19 protein-coding genes are annotated in these 17,878 nt (G+C 70.4%); 11 read left to right on the top strand and 8 right to left on the bottom strand.

The annotated features are described in order from the left end of the window. Position 1 precedes the first annotated feature (1 nt). The 4 genes from dnaJ to DMB42_RS39400 all read right to left on the bottom strand — a co-directional run bounded on the left by dnaJ (position 2) and on the right by DMB42_RS39400 (position 4,342). Positions 2-1,189: a molecular chaperone DnaJ gene (dnaJ, locus tag DMB42_RS39415; RefSeq protein ID WP_125643939.1), complete on the bottom strand. Its 1,188-nt coding sequence runs from the start codon at positions 1,187-1,189 to the stop codon at positions 2-4. A gap of 20 nt (positions 1,190-1,209) precedes the next feature. Beyond that, on the bottom strand, positions 1,210-1,812 hold the full coding sequence (grpE, locus tag DMB42_RS39410; RefSeq protein WP_125643937.1) for a nucleotide exchange factor GrpE: 603 nt from the start codon (positions 1,810-1,812) through the stop codon (positions 1,210-1,212). Then, a complete protein-coding gene (gene dnaK, locus DMB42_RS39405; RefSeq protein ID WP_125643935.1) occupies positions 1,812-3,683 on the bottom strand; it encodes a molecular chaperone DnaK in 1,872 nt (623 codons plus the stop codon). The genes grpE and dnaK overlap by 1 nt, the downstream gene beginning before the upstream one ends. Positions 3,684-3,886: 203 nt before the next feature. Further along, complete coding sequence (locus tag DMB42_RS39400) at positions 3,887-4,342, bottom strand: hypothetical protein (protein ID WP_260478199.1); 456 nt, start codon at positions 4,340-4,342, stop codon at positions 3,887-3,889. A gap of 81 nt (positions 4,343-4,423) precedes the next feature. Between DMB42_RS39400 and DMB42_RS39395 the strand changes: the two genes are divergently transcribed. The 5 genes from DMB42_RS39395 to DMB42_RS39375 are packed head-to-tail and all read left to right on the top strand — an operon-like array spanning position 4,424 to position 9,484. Next, on the top strand, positions 4,424-5,305 hold the full coding sequence (locus DMB42_RS39395) for a proline dehydrogenase family protein (protein WP_125643933.1): 882 nt from the start codon (positions 4,424-4,426) through the stop codon (positions 5,303-5,305). 49 nt (positions 5,306-5,354) lie between these two features. Continuing rightward, a complete protein-coding gene (gene proC, locus DMB42_RS39390) occupies positions 5,355-6,149 on the top strand; it encodes a pyrroline-5-carboxylate reductase (RefSeq protein WP_125643932.1) in 795 nt (264 codons plus the stop codon). Positions 6,150-6,187: 38 nt separating this feature from the next. Beyond that, positions 6,188-7,534 carry an efflux RND transporter periplasmic adaptor subunit gene (locus DMB42_RS39385; protein WP_185845101.1) on the top strand — a complete coding sequence of 449 codons (1,347 nt, stop codon included), beginning with the start codon at positions 6,188-6,190 and terminating at the stop codon, positions 7,532-7,534. Beyond that, positions 7,531-8,247 carry an ABC transporter ATP-binding protein gene (locus tag DMB42_RS39380; protein ID WP_125643928.1) on the top strand — a complete coding sequence of 239 codons (717 nt, stop codon included), beginning with the start codon at positions 7,531-7,533 and terminating at the stop codon, positions 8,245-8,247. The genes DMB42_RS39385 and DMB42_RS39380 overlap by 4 nt, the downstream gene beginning before the upstream one ends. Before the next feature lie 52 nt (positions 8,248-8,299). After that, complete coding sequence (locus DMB42_RS39375) at positions 8,300-9,484, top strand: ABC transporter permease (protein ID WP_125643926.1); 1,185 nt, start codon at positions 8,300-8,302, stop codon at positions 9,482-9,484. A gap of 4 nt (positions 9,485-9,488) precedes the next feature. Here the strand turns inward: DMB42_RS39375 and DMB42_RS39370 are convergent, their stop codons facing one another. The 4 genes from DMB42_RS39370 to DMB42_RS39355 form a co-directional block, all read right to left on the bottom strand. Beyond that, positions 9,489-10,232 (bottom strand): ABC transporter permease subunit, encoded by a 744-nt coding sequence (locus DMB42_RS39370; RefSeq protein WP_125643925.1) that lies wholly within the window; start codon positions 10,230-10,232, stop codon positions 9,489-9,491. Continuing rightward, on the bottom strand, positions 10,229-11,119 hold the full coding sequence (locus DMB42_RS39365) for an ABC transporter ATP-binding protein (protein WP_125643923.1): 891 nt from the start codon (positions 11,117-11,119) through the stop codon (positions 10,229-10,231). Before DMB42_RS39365 ends, DMB42_RS39370 begins: the two co-directional genes overlap by 4 nt. Before the next feature lie 81 nt (positions 11,120-11,200). Continuing rightward, positions 11,201-11,860 carry a response regulator transcription factor gene (locus DMB42_RS39360; protein ID WP_125643921.1) on the bottom strand — a complete coding sequence of 220 codons (660 nt, stop codon included), beginning with the start codon at positions 11,858-11,860 and terminating at the stop codon, positions 11,201-11,203. Further along, positions 11,857-12,906, bottom strand: a complete 1,050-nt coding sequence (locus tag DMB42_RS39355) for a sensor histidine kinase (protein WP_125643919.1) — start codon at positions 12,904-12,906, stop codon at positions 11,857-11,859. Before DMB42_RS39355 ends, DMB42_RS39360 begins: the two co-directional genes overlap by 4 nt. A 205-nt stretch (positions 12,907-13,111) precedes the next feature. On the opposite strand from DMB42_RS39355, the gene DMB42_RS39350 reads away from it, so the two are divergent. From DMB42_RS39350 to DMB42_RS39325, 6 genes are all read left to right on the top strand, one after another. Then, on the top strand, positions 13,112-14,275 hold the full coding sequence (locus DMB42_RS39350; protein WP_125643917.1) for an acetoin utilization protein AcuC: 1,164 nt from the start codon (positions 13,112-13,114) through the stop codon (positions 14,273-14,275). 40 nt (positions 14,276-14,315) lie between these two features. Further along, complete coding sequence (locus DMB42_RS39345) at positions 14,316-15,107, top strand: phosphatase (protein ID WP_125643915.1); 792 nt, start codon at positions 14,316-14,318, stop codon at positions 15,105-15,107. A gap of 312 nt (positions 15,108-15,419) precedes the next feature. Then, entirely contained in the window at positions 15,420-15,623 is a 204-nt protein-coding gene (locus DMB42_RS39340) for a helix-turn-helix domain-containing protein (RefSeq protein WP_026214222.1), read from the top strand. Positions 15,624-15,798: 175 nt separating this feature from the next. After that, positions 15,799-15,897 (top strand): 30S ribosomal protein bS22, encoded by a 99-nt coding sequence (locus DMB42_RS39335; RefSeq protein ID WP_018654693.1) that lies wholly within the window; start codon positions 15,799-15,801, stop codon positions 15,895-15,897. A 22-nt stretch (positions 15,898-15,919) separates the two neighbouring features. Further along, positions 15,920-16,915, top strand: a complete 996-nt coding sequence (locus DMB42_RS39330; RefSeq protein ID WP_125643913.1) for an NAD-dependent epimerase/dehydratase family protein — start codon at positions 15,920-15,922, stop codon at positions 16,913-16,915. Further along, complete coding sequence (locus DMB42_RS39325) at positions 16,912-17,814, top strand: lysophospholipid acyltransferase family protein (protein ID WP_125643911.1); 903 nt, start codon at positions 16,912-16,914, stop codon at positions 17,812-17,814. Before DMB42_RS39330 ends, DMB42_RS39325 begins: the two co-directional genes overlap by 4 nt. Positions 17,815-17,878: the final 64 nt, after the last annotated feature.

The raw sequence follows: 17,878 nt of genomic DNA, 5'->3' as shown, positions 1-17,878 counted from the left end.
GCTACTCGCTTCTGGCTCGCTGAATGAGATCAGCGCGCGGGTCGTCGCCCGCGGTCGCGGTGTTGAACTCGGTGAGGAGCTCGCGCGACTTGTCGTCGAGCGTCTGCGGCACGACCACCTCGACGCTGGCGAGCAGGTCGCCCTTGGTGCCGTCCTTGCGGGTGACGCCCCTGCCGCGGACGCGGAACGTGCGGCCGTTGGGCGTGCCCGCCGGGATGCGCAGCGTCACCGGCATGCCCTTGAGGATCGGCACCTTGATCTCGGCGCCCAGTGCGGCCTCCGTGAACGTCACCGGAACCGTGATCGTGAGGTTTTCGCCCGTCCGGCCGAACACGGCGTGCGGCTTGACGTGCGTCAGGATGTACAGGTCGCCGGCCGGGCCGCCGTTCTCGCCCGGCGCGCCCTTGGCCTTGAGCTTGACCCGCTGCCCGTCGGCCACGCCGGCGGGGATCCTGGCCTGGATCGTACGGGTGCTCTTGGCCCGGCCACTGCCCTCGCACACGGGGCAGGGGTCGTCCACGATCAGCCCGCGGCCCTTGCAGTCGCGGCAGGGCTCGGAGAAGGCGAAGTTGCCCAGGTTGCGGCTGGCCGCGCCGGTGCCCTCGCAGGTGGGACAGACCCTGGGGGTCGTGCCCGCCTTCGCGCCGGTGCCGGTGCACGCGGCGCAGGCCGCCGAGCTGGTCAGCCTGAGCGACACCGTGGTGCCCTCGACGGCCTCGGTGAACGAGAGCGTGACCTCGGACTCGACGTCCTGGCCGCGGCGCGGCCTGGTCGCGCTCGTCGTGCGGGTGGTGCCGCCGCCGCCCCCGCCACGGTTGAACAGCCCGCCGAACAGGTCGCCGAGCCGCTCGCCCGCGCCCCCGCTGTCCTGCTGGCCGGCGGTGCCGCCGAACAGGTCGCCGAAGTCGAACGGGAAACCGCCACCGCCGGGGCGCTGACCGCCCACCCCGGACCCGAACAGCGTGCGCGCCTCGTCGTACTCCTTGCGGCGCTTGCTGTCGGACAGGACGTCGTACGCCTCCGAGACCTCCTTGAACTTGGTCTCCTTGGCGGCGTCGCCCTGGTTGGTGTCCGGGTGGTACTGCCTGGCCAGCTTCCGGTACGCCTTCTTGATCTCATCGGGGGTGGCGGTCTTGGGCACACCAAGGACGGCGTAGTAGTCCTTTTCCAGGTAGTCCTTGGTGCTCATCTACGGCCCTTCGTCCTTTGTCAGTTTGCTTCGTCGTCATTGGACGCGGGAGGAGCGTCCTCGGGCTCGGCCACCGCCACCAGCGCGGGGCGCAGCACCCGCTCACCCATCCGGTAGCCGGGCTGGAACACCTCGACCGCGGTGGGCTCGGTGACGTCGGGCGAGTAGCTGTGCATCAGCGCCTCGTGGATCGTCGGGTCGAACGGGTCGCCCTTCTGACCGTAGGGGCTGAGGCCCAGCTTGGTGAGCGCGGACTCCAGGGACTCCGCCACCTTCGCGAAGCCACCGGTCAGCTCGCCGTGGTCACGGGCTCTTCCGATGTCGTCGAGCACGGGGAGCAGCTCGGTCAGCGCGCCGGCGACAGCCTGCTCGCGAACCGCGATCCGGTCACGCTCGACCCTTCTGCGGTAGTTCGTGTACTCCGCCTGGAGACGCTGGAGGTCGGCGGTCCGCTCGGCGAGCTGGGCCGCCAGCTCGCCGTCGTGGGCCGTCACCGTCGGCGTCTGCTCGGCGGGCGCCTCGGACTGCTCGCCCGAGGGCTCCCGAACCTCACCCGTCTCCGGGTCGATCTTGCGCTTGTCGCGGATCACCGGCTCCTCATGCCCGTTGTCACGCGCCGGCATCACTGGTCCTTCTTCGGCTGGTCTTCGTCGACGATCTCGGCTTCGACCACGTCGTCGTCGGCCTTGGCGCCCTGACCGGCGGAGGCGTCCTGCGGAGCGCCCTCGGGACCGGCCTGCTGGCCCTGGCTCGCGGCGTAGATCGCCGAGCCCATCTTCTGGCTGACGGTGGCGAGCTTCTCCGCAGAGGTGCGGATGACGTCGGTGTCGGTGCCCTCAAGAGCCTTCTTCAGCTCGGACAGGGCGTCGTTGACCTCGGTCTTGATGTCGCCGGGGACCTTGTCGTCGTTCTCGCGGAGGAACTTCTCCGTCTGGTAGGCCAGACCGTCCGCGTTGTTGCGGACCTCGGCCTCCTCGCGGCGCTTCTTGTCCTCCTCGGCGTACGACTCCGCCTCGCGCATCATGCGCTGGATGTCGTCCTTCGGCAGCGCGGAGCCGCCGGTGATCGTCATCGTCTGCTCCTTGCCCGTGCCCAGGTCCTTGGCGGAGACGTTGACGATGCCGTTGGCGTCGATGTCGAAGGTGACCTCGATCTGCGGGATGCCGCGCGGCGCCGGCGCGATGCCGGTCAGCTCGAAGGTGGCCAGCTTCTTGTTGTACGAGGCGATCTCGCGCTCGCCCTGGTAGACCTGGATCTGCACCGACGGCTGGTTGTCCTCGGCCGTGGTGAAGACCTCGGAGCGCTTGGTCGGGATCGTCGTGTTGCGCTCGATGATCTTGGTGAAGATGCCGCCCTTGGTCTCGATGCCCAGCGACAGCGGGGTCACGTCGAGCAGCAGGACGTCCTTGACCTCACCCTTGAGCACGCCGGCCTGGAGGGCGGCGCCGATGGCGACGACCTCGTCGGGGTTGACGCCCTTGTTGGGCTCCTTGCCGCCGGTCAGCTCGCGGACGAGCTCGGTGACGGCGGGCATGCGGGTCGAGCCGCCGACGAGCACCACGTGGGCGATGTCGGAGACCTTGATGCCGGCGTCCTTGATGACCTGGTGGAACGGGCCCTTGGTCCGCTCGAGCAGATCGGCCGTCAGGCGCTGGAACTCGGCCCTGGTCAGCTTCTCGTCGAGGTGCAGAGGGCCCTCGGAGGAAGCGGTGATGTAGGGCAGGTTGATGTTGGTCTCGGCCTGGCTGGACAGCTCGATCTTGGCCTTCTCCGCGGCCTCACGCAGGCGCTGGAGGGCCATCTTGTCCTTGGCGAGGTCGACGCCGTGGGCGTTCTGGAAGCGCTTGACGAGCTCGTCGACCACGCGCTGGTCCCAGTCGTCGCCACCGAGGTGGTTGTCACCGGAGGTGGCCTTGACCTCGACGAAGCCGTGGCCGTCCTCCTGGCCGACGTCGAGCAGCGACACGTCGAAGGTGCCGCCGCCGAGGTCGAAGACCAGGATCGTCTGGTCCTGCTCCTTGTCGAGCCCGTACGCGAGGGCCGCGGCGGTCGGCTCGTTGATGATGCGCAGAACGTTGAGGCCCGCGACCGTGCCGGCCTCCTTGGTGGCCTGGCGCTGGGCGTCGTTGAAGTAGGCCGGGACGGTGACCACCGCGTCGGTGATCTTCTCGCCCAGGTACGCCTCGGCGTCCTGCTTCAGCTTCTGCAGCACGAAGGCGCTGATCTGCTGGGGGGAGAACTTCTTGCCGTCGATCTCCTGGGACCAGTTGGTGCCCATCTCGCGCTTGACCGAGCGGATCGTCCGGTCCACGTTGGTGACGGCCTGCCGCTTGGCGACCTCGCCCACCAGGACCTCGCCGTTCTTCGCGAAGGCGACCACGGACGGCGTGGTCCGCGAGCCCTGCGCGTTGGCGATGACGGTGGGCTCACCGCCCTCGAGGATCGAGACGACGGAGTTGGTCGTCCCAAGGTCGATACCTACCGCACGTGCCATGAGTACGTCCTTGTAGTCAAAGTTGAGTCGGTTGGACTCAAGCTACGGATTCGTGTCGTCTTTGTCAAACGACTTGAGCCTACTCGACTCAACCCCTATGAGTGCGGCAGCATTCCCGGCAATCGGGCAAGAACCTGCGTGATTCCACACAACAGGCGTAACGGGGGCGACCGGCCATGGGTTCCGGTACGCCGGTGTGACGGCTAGGGCTTGGCGCCGTCCACGAGCTTGCGCTTGCCGAGGGCGTGCTTGAGCTTGACGGTCGTGGTCTTCTCCACGGCCAGCAGGATGCAGGAGACGTTCCTGGCCTTGGGGGAGGCGCCCTCGTACAGGGTGATCGTGACCTTCTTGGCGGTCTCCTTGACCTTGACCTTGTCCAGCACCGTGCACGGCGCCACGCCCGACCACCACGTGAGTCTGACCTGCTTGCCGCGCGCGACGGGCGTGGCCTTGGTCCAGCGGACCTTGTGCACGTTGATGGCGTCGCCCGTGGGCTTGACCGGCTCGGGGCCCTTGGAGGGGCCGGTGGTGGGGGCGGTGGTGACCGGCGTCACGGCTTGCTCGGCGGGCGCCTGCGGCGCCGGCCGGGCGGCCGGCGGCGATGTGGCACAACTCGTGGCGAGCACCAGAGATCCGGCGAGCAGAGTCGCTGTCGTCATTGTGCGCATATCCATAAGACGAAAAGGGCAGGTCCGCGGTTCATTGATATACCCAGGAAGCGGGCGGTTAGTGTGGTTCACGTGCTCCGTCAGGCAATGCTCGCCGTCTCCAAGAGCGAACGCGCCGAACGCGTCATCACCACATCGCCGCTGACCAGAGACGTGGTCAAGCGATACGTCGCCGACGACGTCGTCGGCGTCATCGACGGGCTGACCCGCGAGGGCCTGCTCGTGACCGTCGACCACCTCGGCGAGGAGGTGACCGACAGGGCGCAGGCCGAGAGGGCCGTACGCGAGTACCTGGCGCTCCTCGACCGGCTGCCGCCCGGCGGCGACGCATCGGTCAAGCTGACCGCGCTCGGCCTGCGGCTGTCGGAGCAGACCGCGCTGGACAACGCGGCCACCATCTGCGAGGCGGCCGCCGTCCGGGGGCTCACGGTCACGCTCGACGCCGAGGAGCACGACACGATCGGCGGGCTGCACTTCGTGCACGCCACGCTGCGCAAGGAGCATCCCGACGTCGGGATCGTGGTCCAGGCCTACCTCCCCGACGCGATCGAACGCTGCGAGAAGCTGGTCGGCGCCCGCGTACGGCTCTGCAAGGGCGCCTACACCGCCCCCGGCGCGTACACCAGGCCGGCCGACATCGACCGCTCGTTCGTCCGCTGCCTCAGGATCCTCATGGCGGGCACCGGCTACCCCATGATCGCCACGCACGACCCCAGGCTGATCCAGATCGCCTCCACTCTGGCCGTGCTCGACGGCCGCGACGTCAACGGCTTCGAGTACCAGATGTTGTACGGCGTGCGCCCCGGCGAGCAGCACCGCCTGGCCGGTCTCGGCGGCCAGGTGCGCGTGTACGTCCCGTACGGCGCCGACTGGTACGCCTACCTCATGCGCCGCCTGGCCGAACGCCCGCGCAACCTGGCCTTCTTCCTCAGATCGCTGCTGTCGAGAGGCTAGTAGGCTGGGCCGGCGTCCGTTCCCCTGCGAGAGGTTTCGAGAGGCCGAGATGATCGCGATCCTGGGCACCGGCAAGATGGGCGAGGCCCTGCTGTCCGGGCTGCTGCGCGCCGGGTTCAAACCGGGCGACATCATGGCGACCAGCCGCCGGCCCGAGCGGGCCCAGGCGCTGCGCGAGACCTACGGCGTGCGCACGGTCACCAACGCCGAGGCGGCCAAGGCGGCCGACACCCTGATCCTGGCCGTCAAGCCCCAGGACATGGCGGCCCTGCTGGCCGAGATCGCCCCCTACGTCCCGGCCGACCGCCTGGTCATCACGGCGGCGGCCGGCATCACCACCGCGTTCGTGGAGCAGCGGCTCGGGGCCGACGTGCCCGTGGTCCGGGTCATGTCCAACACGCCGATCAGGTTCGACGAGGCGATGAGCGTGATCTCGGCGGGCGCGCACGCCGGCGAGGAGCACCTGAAGCACACCGAGGGCCTGCTCAAGCCGGTCGGCAAGGTGCTGCGCATCCCGGAGTCCCAGCAGGACGCCGCGACCGCGCTGTCCGGCAGCGGTCCCGCCTACTTCTTCTACCTGGTCGAGGCCATGGTCGACGCGGGCATCCTGCTCGGCATGCCGCGGGCCGCCGCGCTCGACATGGTCACCCAGTCGATCGTCGGCGCGGCCGTGATGCTGCGCGACTCCGGCGAGCACCCGGTGATCCTGCGCGAGGCCGTCACCTCGCCGGGCGGCACCACGATCGCGGCCATCGCCGAGCTGGAGCGCCACAGCGTGCGCGCCGCGTTCCTGGCCGCCATCGAGGCCGCCCGCGACCGGGGGCGCGAGCTCGCGTCGGGTTGACCGGCGGACCGGGAGGCCCTGCTCCTACGATGGGTCGGGTGACGATCCGTCGTGGCATCCCCCCGCTGCTCGTCCTCTTAGCCCTGGCCGGCTGCTCGTCGGAGGAGCCGGCGAACGTCCAGCTCGGTGAGGTCCGGCGGGCCCCGGTCACCGAGGTCGTCGAGGCCCCCGCCACGATCGGCGCGCGGGCGACGGCGACACTGCGCTCGCCCGCCCAGGGCACGATCGCCAGACTCTACGTACGCGACGGCGACCGCGTGCGCAAGGGCGAGACACTGGCAAGGATCAGCTCCCCGCAGGCCGAGGACCAGCTCGACCAGGCCCGCAAGGCGGCCAAGGGCATCCGGCCCGCGAGCCTCGCCCCCGTACGCCTGCCCTCCCTGGACACCGGGGTGTTCGACCGCCAGGTGGCCGCCCACTTCGCCAAGGCGCGCAAGGAGGCGCGCAAGGTCAAGGACGCCACCGCCCGCAGACAACTGCTGAACGCCATCGACCTCGCAGAGGCCCAGCACCGGGCGCAGTCCAGGGCCCTGGCCTCGATCACCGCCCAGCTCAACCGCTCGATCACCGGCGTGCTGTCGGGCATGACGAACGGGTTGTCCACGTCCATGGCCTCGCTCCAGGCGGCCTCGCGGACCCAGGCCAGGGCGGCGGTCAGAGCCGCGAAGGGCACGGTCGACTCCCTCACCATCAAGGCGCCGTTCGGCGGCGTGGTCACGCTGGGCAGGGCGTCCGGGGGCGGCGGCGGCACGGGCGGGCTCGGCGGCCTGCTCAGCCAGTTGCCCGGAGGGGCCCAGCAGCAGCCGTCGGTGCCGTCGGCGGGGTCGGGTGCGGGCGGGCCGGTGGCGAAGGGTGTGCCGGTGTCGGCGGGCGACTCGATCGTCACCGTCACCGACGTCTCCGAGCTGACCCTCTCCGCCGACGTGGACGAGACGGACGTGCTCCTGGTCGAGAAGGGCACCAAGGCCGCGGTCGAGCTGGACGCGGTGCCGGGGGCGACGTACACGGCCCGGGTGACGGGCGTCGGCGTCACGCCCATGGAGGCCGGCACGGGCGGCGTCAGCTACCCGGTGAGCCTCACGCTGGGTCCCGGCGCCTTCGACGACGGCTCCGCGGCGCCCACTCCCAAGCCGGGCATGAGCGCCGTGACCAGGCTGACCGTGCGCGAGTCGCCCTCCGCCGTCGCGGCCCCCGCCTCGGCCATCGTCACCAGCGGGCGCGACAGCGTGGTCTGGCTGGTCAGGAACGGCGTCGCCGAGCGCCGTACGGTCAAGCTCGGCGCGCAGGGCGACACGGTGGTGGAGGTGCTGAACGGGCTGTCCGTCGGCGACCGCATCGTCGTCAAGGGCGCCGACGCCGTACGGCCTGGGCAGTCACTCCCATGACGGCCCCCACGACGCCTCACGTGACGGCCGCCGTCGAGGCCGTGGACGTCGTACGGCGCTACCAGCTCGACGGCGTGGCCGTGGAGGCGCTGCGCGGCGTGTCGCTGCGGATCGAGCACGGCGAGTTCGCCGCCGTCGTCGGGCCGTCGGGGTCGGGCAAGTCCACCCTCATGCACCTGCTGGGCTGCCTCGACCGGCCGACCTCCGGCGTGCTCAGGGTGGGCGGCGTGGAGGTGTCGCGGTTGTCGGAGTCGGAGCTGGCCGGGCTGCGGAACCGGACCATCGGGTTCGTCTTCCAGTCCTTCCACCTGATGGGACGTACGTCGGCGCTGGACAACGTGGCGCTGCCGCTGGTCTACCGCGGCGTCGGCCGGGCCGAGCGGCGTTCACGGGCCGCCGCCGCGCTGGAGTCGGTGGGGCTCGGCCACCGCATGCGGCACCGGCCCTCCCAGATGTCGGGCGGCGAGCAGCAGCGGGTGGCCATCGCCAGGGCGCTCGTGGGGGAGCCCGAGGTGCTGCTGGCCGACGAGCCCACGGGCAACCTCGACACCCGCAACGGGGTCGAGGTCATGGCCATGCTCGACCGGCTCAACGAGGAGCGCGGGGTCGCCGTCGTCCTGGTCACCCACGAACCGGAGATCGCCGCCCACGCCCGCCGCCAGATCCACGTCCGCGACGGCCTCATCGAACAGGACACGGTGTCGAAGCCATGAACGCGACGGAGTGGCGGCGTCTGGCGACCGAGCCGCCTCGCGGAGCGAGGCCATGAACACGGTCGAGGCGTTGTGGATGGCGATCGACGCGTTGCGGGTCAACCGGATGCGGAGTGTGCTGACCATGCTTGGCGTGATCATCGGCGTGCTGGCCGTGGTCATCCTGGTGGCGGTCGGCACGGGCGCCAAGGACGCGGTGGAGAAGGAGATCTCCGGCCTCGGCACGAACATCATCCTGGTCGTCCCCGGCCGGCTCAGCCTGGGCGCGGCCCCGACGCAGAGCAAGCTCGGCCTCGACGACGTCGCCTACGTACGCCGCGTCGTCGGCGACCCCGGCAGGGTGACCGTCTCGCTCCAGTCGGGCGAGACCGTACGGGTGGGCCGGGTGGAGTCGTTCGTCACCGTCGTGGGCACCGACCAGAACCTGGTCAACATCTTCGACCGCCCTCTGGAGAAGGGCCGCCCGCTCAGCGAGACCGACGTGGTCACCCGCCGCCGGGTGGCCGTCCTGGGCTCGGAGGTGGCCGACAAGCTGTTCGGCGACCTCGACCCCATCGGGCGGCAGGTGACGATCTCCGGCGCCAGGTTCCGGGTGGTGGGCGTCTACGGCACGCTCGGCCAGACGTTCGGGCTCTCCCGCGACCAGGAGGTGCACATCCCGGTCACGACGGCCCAGCGCCTGCTGGGCATCGAGCGGATCAACGGGCTCGCGATCGGCGCGTCCGGCCCCGACGAGATCGACGCGCTGTCGGACAAGGTGACGGCCGCGCTGCGGGACAGGTACCCGGGCGAGCAGTTCTCCGGCGTCACCCAGACCGCGCTGCTCGGCACGATCGGGAACGTGCTGGGCATGCTCACCGGCGTGCTGGCCGCCATCGCGGGCATCTCGCTGCTGGTCGGCGGCGTCGGTGTGTCGAACATCATGCTGGTCAGCGTGCGCGAGCGCACCCGCGAGATCGGGCTGCGCAAGGCGCTGGGCGCCAGGCAGCGGGACGTCCTGGCGCAGTTCCTCATCGAGGCGGTGTTGCTGACCACGGTCGGCGGGGTGGCCGGCATCGTGCTCGGGGTGGGCGGCGCGCTCGCCATCAGGACGTTCACGCAGGTGCCCGCCTCGATCACGTGGTGGTCGATCGTGCTGGCCTTCGGGGTGTCGGCGGCGGTCGGGGTGTTCTTCGGCGTGGCGCCGGCGCGGAGGGCGGGCCGGCTCGATCCGGTCGTCGCGCTCCGCGCCGAGTGAGGGGTCAGGCGTCCCGCCGCTGCATGAGCACGCCGCCCGCGACCACCGCGACGGCGACCCAGAGCGCGTAGACACCGAGCCCGCTCCACGGTCCCAGCGGGTTGCCGGGCTGGTCCAGTACGACTTCCATGCCGGCGTTGGTGGTGAAGTGGTCGGCGATGGTCTTGCCCCACTGGCCGGGCAGCACGCCGGTGAGCTGCGGCAGCACCAGCATCAGCGCGATGGCCGAGACGAGCGCGCCGGGCGTGTGCCGTACGAGGGTGCCGAGCCCCAGCCCGAACAGGCCGCAGACGGTGAGGTAGAGCCCGGCCCCGAGCACCGACTGGACCGCCCCGCCCATGTCGACCGAGGCCGGCCGGAGGATCGCCAGGCCGACGGCCACGGCGGCGGCCGCGGCGACCGTGCAGGCGACCAGCGCCGTCACGGTGAACACCACGATCTTGCCGGCGAGCAGGCTCATCCGCCGCGGCACCGCCATCAGCGAGGTACGGATGCCGCCGGTGCGGTACTCGCTGGAGATCACCAGTACGCCCAGCGTGGCGATGGACAACGAGGCGAGCATCATGCCGGTGAGGCTGGTCATGACGGCGTCGTCACCGGGAATGGGCTGCCCGTCGGCCGTGGCCTTGGACGCGGCCGAGATGGCACCGCCGAGGCCGACCATGAGCAGGAAGGTGATGGTCAGCGTCCACACCGTCGAACGCACCGAACGGATCTTGGTCCACTCGGACCTCAGGATGTCTGTCATGACGAGTACTCCACACTGTCCTTGGTGAGCTCCATGTACGCCGCCTCCAGCGAGGGCTGCACGAACGTCAGCTCCTCCAGGGGGATCCCGGCCCGCGCGGTCAGGGTGCCGATCTCCAGCGTGCTCATCGCGGTGACCCGCAGGTGGTCATCCAGCAGGTCGCCCACCTTGACCAGGTCGGCGACCTCGGCCAGGCGCGGCGAGCGCACTCGTACGTAGCCCTGCGAGCTGCGCCCGATGAACTCCTGCACACTCGTGTCGGCGATCAGCCGTCCCCTGCCGATCACGATCAGGTGGTCGGCCGTCTGCGCCATCTCGCTCATGAGGTGGCTGGAGACGAACACCGTGCGCCCCTCGGCGGCCAGTTTGCGCATGAACGTACGGATCCACAGGATCCCTTCGGGGTCGAGCCCGTTGACCGGCTCGTCGAAGAGCAGGATCTCGGGGTCGCCGAGCAGCGCGGCCGCGATGCCGAGACGCTGCGACATGCCGAGCGAGAAACCGCCGACCCGCCGCCGGGCCACCTCCCGCAGGCCGACGGCCTCCAGCACCTCGTTCACCCGGCTCGACGGGATGCCGTTGCTCTGGGCGATGGCCAGCAGGTGGTTGCGGGCGCTGCGGCCGCCGTGCACGGCCTTGGCGTCCAGCAGCGCGCCCACCTTGCGCAGCGGGTGCCGATGCTCCCGGTACGGCCGCCCGTCCACCACCACGGACCCGCCGGAGGGCCGGTCGAGCCCGAGGATCATTCGCATGGTCGTGGACTTGCCGGCGCCGTTGGGCCCGAGGAACCCCGTCACCTGACCGGGAAGGACGTCGAACGACAGGTCCGCGACGGCATGGGTCTCGCCGTAGCGCTTGCTCAGGTTGGTTGCGCGAATCGCCGTCATGCACTCAAGCGTGCCGTCGGGGGGCCGCGTTCTCTTCGGCCATGAGGACGTTCTTGCCGGACGCGGCCTGGGAGCGTGGTCCTAGTCTCCAGGTTTGATCAGCGCCGCCTCGTACGCGACGATCACCGCCTGCGCCCGGTCCCGGACGCCGATCTTGGCGAACAGGCTGGTCACGTGGTTCTTCACGGTCGAGGGGGAGACGGTCAGCTCGCCGGCGATCTCGGTGTTCGACCGGCCTCTGGCGATCAGCACGAGGATCTCCCGCTCGCGCTCGGTCAGCGCGTCCAGCACAGGCGGCGCGGGCGCGGCCGGGGGCCTCGCGGCGCGGACGAACGTGCCGATCAGCCGGGTCAGCAGGCGCGGCGCGACCGCCGACTCGCCCCGGTGCACGACACGTACGCCCTCGATCAGCTCCTCGGGGGAGACATCCTTGGGCAGGAAACCGTCGGCGCCCGCCCTGAGCGCCGCGACCACGTTCTCGTCCAGGTCGAACGTGCTCAACGCGAGCACCCGCACACCCGGCAGCTCCGAGGTGATCAGCTCGGTCGCCCGTACGCCGTCGAGCCCCGGCATGTGCAGGTCCATCAGCACCACGTCGGGCCGCAGCCGCCGGCTCAGCTCGACGGCCTGCTCGCCGTCGGCGGCCTCGCCCACCACCGACAGGTCGGGCTGCGCGTCGAGCATCAGCCTGAACCCCTTGCGCACCAGCTCGTGGTCGTCGACCAGCAGCACTGTGATCATGATGCCTCCAAGGGGATGCGGGCGTGCACCCGGAATCCTCCCCCGGGACGCGGGCCGGTCGAAAGCTGGCCGCCGCACAGCGCGACCCGTTCGGCCATGCCGCCCAGCCCGAACCCGGGCGCGCCTCCCGGCTGCGGCACCCCGTCGTCGAGCACCTCGACCTCGACCGCCTCGGGCTCGTAGGCCAGGCGCACGCTGGCGCGGGCGCCGGCCGCGTGCTTGCGGGTGTTGGTGAGCGCCTCCTGCACGATCCGGTAGACGGCGTGGTCCACGGCCGAGGGCAGCGGCACGGGCTCGCCCGTCACGGTCAGGCCGGCGGGCAGCCCGGCGCTCCTGGCCTCGCCGATGAGCGCGGGCAGCCGGTCGGCCCCCACGCCGGTCGCCGCGTCCGGGCCGTCGTTGCCGTCGGCCCGCAGCACGTGCAGCAGCCGGCGCATCTCCGACATCGCCTGGCGGGCGGTCTGCTGGGCGCTCTCCAATGCCTCGCGGGGGACCTCCTGCTCGGGCGCGAGCGTGGCCCGCGCGCCGCCGACCAGGGCGTTGATCACCGTGATGTGGTGTGCGACGACGTCGTGCAGCTCCCGCGCGATGCGCCGCCGCTCGGCCTGTACGGCGGCGTCGGCGGCCTCGCGCCTGCCGCGTTCGTTCAGCTCGGCCCTGGCCTTGACCAGCGCGCCGACCCCCACGGGAACCGCCACGACGAACCCGCCGGCCAGGAACTGGCCGTAGCCCGGCCCGGTGAACTCCATGACCGTGCCGTAGGCGGCGATCCCGGCGACCGCCATGAACAGCGTGGGACGGCCGGAGGAGTAGCGGATCAGGCTGTAGAAGGCGATGGCCTCCGGGAGAGTGGGCGATGTCACAAGGCCGGCCGCGATGCCGGCCACGTCGAGCACCATGACGGCCCCGGCCACGAGCAGCGGCCGACTCCTGCGGACCAGCAGCAGCGAACTGGTCAGCAGGAAATGCGCGGAGCCCAGCGCATCGGAGACCCCGGTCTGGAGGAACGTCAGGACCATTCCGAGGGCCGAGAACAGGGCGAGCACGACGACGATCGTGGTGTCGAAAACCCGGGGGCGTCGGAAGAAATGCCAGAGTCTGCGAAAGGGTCGCGCCAAGCGCACGCTAAAACACTAAGTCACGAAAATTCTGAAATGGTCGAGACCGCCGTGTCGATCACCCGGGCTACAGCCGGACGAGGGCGCTGCGGTAACGTCGGCGCAAGGTGAGGGAGCGCGCGGAGGGCGGGGCATGAGCCGAACGGCACGGGTCATCTGGGACGACGCTCTCACCTCCTACAATTTCGGCCCAAGTCACCCACTGGCGCCCATCAGGGTCGAGCTGACCATCGCGCTCGCCCGCGCGCTCGGCGTGCTCGACGCGGTCGAGCTGACCGGCTGCGCGCCCGCCGGCGACGACGAGCTGGCCTTGGTGCACGACCGCGGCTACATCGAGGCGGTCAAGGGCGTCTCGGTCGCCGGGGCCCCCGATCTGCGGGCCGGGCTCGGCACCACCGACAATCCCGCCTTCAAGGGCGTGCACGAGGCGTCCGCGCTGATCGCCGGGGCGTCCCTGGCGGCGGCGCGCGCGGTCTGGGAGGGCGCGGCCGAGCACGCGGTCAACGTCGCGGGCGGGCTCCACCACGCCATGCCGGCCGCGGCCAGCGGCTTCTGCGTCTACAACGACCCCGCCCTGGCCATCGCCTGGCTGCTGGAGCAGGGGGCCCGGCGGGTGGCGTACGTGGACGTCGACGTGCACCACGGCGACGGCGTGCAGGCCGTCTTCTACGACGACCCCCGCGTGCTGACGATCAGCCTGCACGAGAGCCCGCGCACGTTGTTCCCCGGCACCGGCTTCCCGCACGAGACCGGCGCCGAGGGCACGGCCGTCAACGTGGCGCTGCCGGCCGGCTGCGGCGACTCCGGCTGGCTGCGCGCCTTCCACGCGGTCGTGCCGCCGCTGCTGCGCGAGTTCGACCCGGAGATCCTGGTCACCCAGCACGGCTGCGACAGCCACGCGCTCGACCCGCTCGCCAACCTGATGCTCAGCATCGACGGCCAGCGCACCGCGTACGCCGCCCTGCACGAGCTCGCGCACGAGACGGCGGGCGGCCGGTGGATCGCGACCGGCGGCGGCGGTTACGAGCTGGTCCAGGTCGTGCCGCGCATCTGGACGCACCTCATCGCCGAGCTCTCCGGCCATCCCGTCGACCCGGCCACACCCACCCCCGAAGGCTGGCGCCAGTACGTCAGGGAACGTACGGGCGAGGCGCCCCCGCTGACCATGACCGACGGCCGCAATCCGGAATTTCGCGACATCTCCGGCGGTTATGACCCAGCGGATCCCATCGACCGTGCGATCATGGCGACCCGGAACGCGGTGTTCCCCCTCCACGGCCTCGATCCCATGCCCTGACGACGCTTGCCGTCCTCCACGCCCCTGATGAGGAAGACCTGTGCTGAGCCGTGACGAACTCCGCCGACACCTGATCCAGACCCGCATCGCCGGTGACGTCGCGACCTCCCGCGAGAACAACCTCGACCACTACAGCTCGCTGGCCAACCGCGACCCCCACTACATGCTCGGCCTGACGTTCGAGCAGCCGTGGTCGTACCGGGACGTCCTCGACCTGATGGCCAAGTCGGCGGGCGTGGTCGCAGACCCCGGCCACCGCCGGGGCCAGGACACCATCGACCCCGACCTGACCATCGACGCGATCGACGCCATGGCCGAGCGCGTCGCGGCCGTGTTGTCGCGGCCGGCCCCGCGTGTGTTGTTCGCCACCGGGCACCCGACCGGACTGCTCGCCGTGCACCTGCCGCTGGCCAGGTTCGCCGTCGAGCGCGGCGCGACCCTGCTCACCCCGGCCGAGGGCTGGACGTACGCCGGATCGGGCTTCGGCCGCCCGCGCCGCGTCCGCTACCTCCAGGACGTCGCCATGCTCGACGACCGCGGCGGTTTCGTGCACACCCACGACCCGGCCCCGATGCGGCACATGCTCGACGAGCTCGACGAGGCCGACGGCGGCCTGCCCGACCTCGTGGTCGCCGACCACGGCTGGGCGGGAGCGGCGGGCGAGGCCGGCGTGCCGACGGTGGCTTTCGCCGACAGCAACGACCCCGGGCTGTTCCTCGGCGAGGCCGAAGGAAAGATCGACGTGGTCGTGCCATTGGACGACAATGTGCTACCCCGCTATTACGCTCCGCTCACCGAGCGTTTGGTCACTCTGGTCTCACGAGCCCTTTGAGTCGAATACGGCCCTCCGCATACCGTCTTTTCGCGCCTGCATTCCAAGGGGCTCGCTGTCCCTTTGCCAACTTTTGACTGGGCTTGGGCGACTCTTATGTGTGGCAACTTGGACAGTTCCAACGTCCAGGCGAGGTGCTCAGCCCGGCTGCTAACCAGCGATTTCGTTGGTTCGGCTGACAGGTGGCTCCGCGGACTGAGAAAATAGGGGGTTTGCGCACCCGGAGTCCCGACTTACGCTGACGGCAGTACACGTGCGTGAGCAATGGCACCAGTGGGGATAACCCGGAAACACGTGCGGAAGAGGCGTCCGATGGGTGCAGGCGAAAGACCTCTCAGCGAGGTGAAGTTCCTGACCGTGGCCGAAGTGGCGACGGTCATGAGGGTGTCCAAGATGACGGTGTACCGGCTCGTCCACTCAGGTGAGCTGCCGGCCATCCGAGTAGGCCGGTCGTTCAGAGTGCCCGAGCAGGCGGTCCACGACTATCTGCGGGAGGCCTACATCGAGGCAGGTTGAAGTAGCGGCGCGCCCGAACGCGCCGTGAATTCAGTCGCGGGAGATGCCCGGCCGGCGCACCAAACGGCCGGGCTCTCACCCCCCAAGGGGCGATCTACCTCGGATCGCCGGTAGTCTGTCACCCGGTGTGCGCTCGCACATCGATTCAGACTTGCTATCAGTACCTGGGGGTCCCGTGGGCTCTGTGATCAAGAAGCGCCGCAAGCGGATGGCCAAGAAGAAGCACCGCAAGCTGCTCAAGAAGACGCGCATCCAGCGGCGCAACAAGAAGTAACCGACGCAGCTGCGAGGCGCTGATGACCCACACCGTGCTTGTCACCGGGGTCTCGCGCCACATAGGCGCCCGGCTGGCGAGCGTCCTCGCGGCTGACCCGGAGATCAGCCGCGTCATTGGAGTGGACACCGTGCCGCCCCCCTCGATGACGCGGGACGGCGGCATCACTCTGGGCCGGACGGAGTTCGTCCGGGTCGATCTGCGCAGTCCCGACATCGCCGAGGTGATCGCGGCTGCGGACATCGACACCGTTGTGCACATGAGTCTGGTCAGCGCTCCGTCCAAGAGCGACGGCAGGGCTGCCATGAAGGAGCACAACGTCATAGGCACCATGCAACTGCTCGGTGCCTGCCAGCGGTCGGCGACCGTGCGGCGCGTGGTGGTGCGCTCCACCACCGCCGTCTACGGCTCGTCCGCACGCGATCCCGCGGTGTTCACCGAGGACCTGGAGGCGCACGAGGGCCCCAGCCACGGCTACGCCAAGGACGCGGCCGAGGTCGAGGGCTATGTGCGTGGTTTCGCGCGCCGCCGGCCCGACGTGACGGTGTCGCTGCTGCGCTTCGCCAACTTCATGGGTCCGGGCGTCGACTCGCCGCTCACCCGATACTTCATCCAGCCCGTCCTGCCGACCGTGTTCGGCTTCGACCCGCGGCTGCAGTTCGTCCACGAGGACGACGCGGTCGAGGTGTTGCGCAGGATGGCGACCGAAGACCACCCCGGCACGTTCAACGTGGCCGGGGCAGGCGTGTTGCTGCTCTCGCAGTGCGCGCGCCGGGCCGGTCGGGCGTCGCTGCCGCTGTTCTCGCCGGTCTTCCGCGCGCTCGGCAACACCGTGCGCCGCGCCGGTCTCGTCGAGTACTCACCCGAGCAGCTGCGGCTGATGAGCCACGGCCGGGTCGTCGACACCGGCAGGCTGGAGGCCGAGCTCGGCTGGAAACCCAAGTTCACCACCGCGGCGGCCTTCGACGACTTCCTGCGTGCGCGGGGTATGCACCCTCTCGGAGGTACGCGTCCATGAGCGTCCCGTATGAAGAGGAGGAGGGCCGGGTGATCCCCATCAGCGCCGCGCCCTCGTACGAGGAGCCCGACCCGCTGGCCCGGCTGCTGGCCTTCGTCCGCCGGCGCATCACCGGCGACTACGAGGTCGACGAGTTCGGCTACGACCCCGAGCTGACCGACAAGGTGCTCCTTGAGTTGATCAGGCCGCTCTACCACCGCTGGTTCAGGGTGGAGACGGCCGAGCTGAAGAACGTGCCCGCCGACGGCGGCGCGCTGGTGGTGGCCAACCACTCCGGCACCCTGCCGATCGACGCGCTCATGATGCAGGTCGCGCTGCACGACGAGGCGGGCCGGGCCGTCCGCCGCGGCGGGGCCGACCTGGTCTACCAGCTTCCGCTGCTCGGCCACCTGTCCCGCAAGACCGGCCACACGCTGGCCTGCCCCGAGGACGCAGACCGGCTGCTGCGCAAGGGCGAGCTGGTCGGCGTGTTCCCCGAGGGGTTCAAGGGCGTCGGCAAGCCGTTCTCCGAGCGCTACAAGCTCCAGCGGTTCGGCCGGGGCGGGTTCGTGGCCTCCGCGATCCGCGCGGGTGTGCCGATCGTGCCCACGGCCATCGTCGGGGCCGAGGAGATCTATCCGAAGATCGGCGACCTGAAGTTCCTGGCCCGCATCCTCGGTGTCCCCTACCTGCCGATCACGCCGTTCTTCCCGCTGCTCGGGCCGCTCGGGCTGGTGCCGCTGCCGTCCAAGTGGATGATCGAGTTCGGCGAGCCGATCCGCACCGACGAGTACGAGCCCTCGGCGGCCGACGACCCCATGCTGGTGTTCAACCTGACCGACCACGTGCGCGAGGTCATCCAGCAGATGCTCAACGAGTTGCGGCTGCGCAGGGGGCCGGCGTTCCCGCCGTTCCTGTGAGTGCAACCGGGTGGGCGGGGCCGGTGTTCTCCGGGTGTCATCACTGAACACCCGAGAGGAACCT

Source organism: Nonomuraea sp. WAC 01424 (assembly GCF_003947315.1).
In the GTDB taxonomy this organism is placed as follows: Bacteria; Actinomycetota; Actinomycetes; order Streptosporangiales; family Streptosporangiaceae; genus Nonomuraea; species Nonomuraea spiralis.
Note: the sequence above shows the minus strand (reverse complement) of the source record. Positions and strands in the feature narration are given on the sequence as shown.

Excerpts from the sequence above, each read along its gene's own strand:
- dnaJ (WP_125643939.1), bottom strand. The coding sequence starts at position 1,189 with ATGAGCACCAAGGACTACCTGGAAAAGGACTACTACGCCGTCCTTGGT.
- grpE (WP_125643937.1), bottom strand. The coding sequence starts at position 1,812 with ATGCCGGCGCGTGACAACGGGCATGAGGAGCCGGTGATCCGCGACAAG.
- dnaK (WP_125643935.1), bottom strand. The coding sequence starts at position 3,683 with ATGGCACGTGCGGTAGGTATCGACCTTGGGACGACCAACTCCGTCGTC.
- DMB42_RS39400 (WP_260478199.1), bottom strand. The coding sequence starts at position 4,342 with ATGACGACAGCGACTCTGCTCGCCGGATCTCTGGTGCTCGCCACGAGT.
- proC (WP_125643932.1), top strand. The coding sequence starts at position 5,355 with ATGATCGCGATCCTGGGCACCGGCAAGATGGGCGAGGCCCTGCTGTCC.
- DMB42_RS39380 (WP_125643928.1), top strand. The coding sequence starts at position 7,531 with ATGACGGCCCCCACGACGCCTCACGTGACGGCCGCCGTCGAGGCCGTG.
- DMB42_RS39375 (WP_125643926.1), top strand. The coding sequence starts at position 8,300 with ATGAACACGGTCGAGGCGTTGTGGATGGCGATCGACGCGTTGCGGGTC.
- DMB42_RS39370 (WP_125643925.1), bottom strand. The coding sequence starts at position 10,232 with ATGACAGACATCCTGAGGTCCGAGTGGACCAAGATCCGTTCGGTGCGT.
- DMB42_RS39365 (WP_125643923.1), bottom strand. The coding sequence starts at position 11,119 with ATGACGGCGATTCGCGCAACCAACCTGAGCAAGCGCTACGGCGAGACC.
- DMB42_RS39360 (WP_125643921.1), bottom strand. The coding sequence starts at position 11,860 with ATGATCACAGTGCTGCTGGTCGACGACCACGAGCTGGTGCGCAAGGGG.
- DMB42_RS39350 (WP_125643917.1), top strand. The coding sequence starts at position 13,112 with ATGAGCCGAACGGCACGGGTCATCTGGGACGACGCTCTCACCTCCTAC.
- DMB42_RS39340 (WP_026214222.1), top strand. The coding sequence starts at position 15,420 with ATGGGTGCAGGCGAAAGACCTCTCAGCGAGGTGAAGTTCCTGACCGTG.
- DMB42_RS39330 (WP_125643913.1), top strand. The coding sequence starts at position 15,920 with ATGACCCACACCGTGCTTGTCACCGGGGTCTCGCGCCACATAGGCGCC.
- DMB42_RS39325 (WP_125643911.1), top strand. The coding sequence starts at position 16,912 with ATGAGCGTCCCGTATGAAGAGGAGGAGGGCCGGGTGATCCCCATCAGC.